Here is a 228-nt window from a genome sequence, read left to right on the forward strand (position 1 = left end):
CCCACAACTAAAGCTGCGTTAAAGGCTGCCAGACTGACGGACTCCGGGCCCCTATCGCTGCTTGCACCGAAGACGATGGCGAAGAGTGCGTTGAGTGCATACTGCGCGGCGATGCCGCCGAGGCAGGAAAGGACTGCAGGCCAGATACTGACCATGCCGAGGCGCCAGGCGCTGGGGGTGCGGGAGACGGTGGTTGCGGTGCTCATTGGTCGTTCTCCTGGATGAGGT

At 62.7% G+C, this 228-nt stretch carries 1 pseudogene; it reads right to left on the reverse strand.

The window, feature by feature from the left end:
• Positions 1-206, reverse strand: a pseudogene (locus QP415_RS13240) (hypothetical protein); the annotation flags it as partial.
• Positions 207-228: the final 22 nt, after the last annotated feature.

The sequence above is a fragment of the Pauljensenia sp. UMB3104 genome, from assembly GCF_030217285.1.
In the GTDB taxonomy this organism is placed as follows: Bacteria; Actinomycetota; Actinomycetes; order Actinomycetales; family Actinomycetaceae; genus Pauljensenia.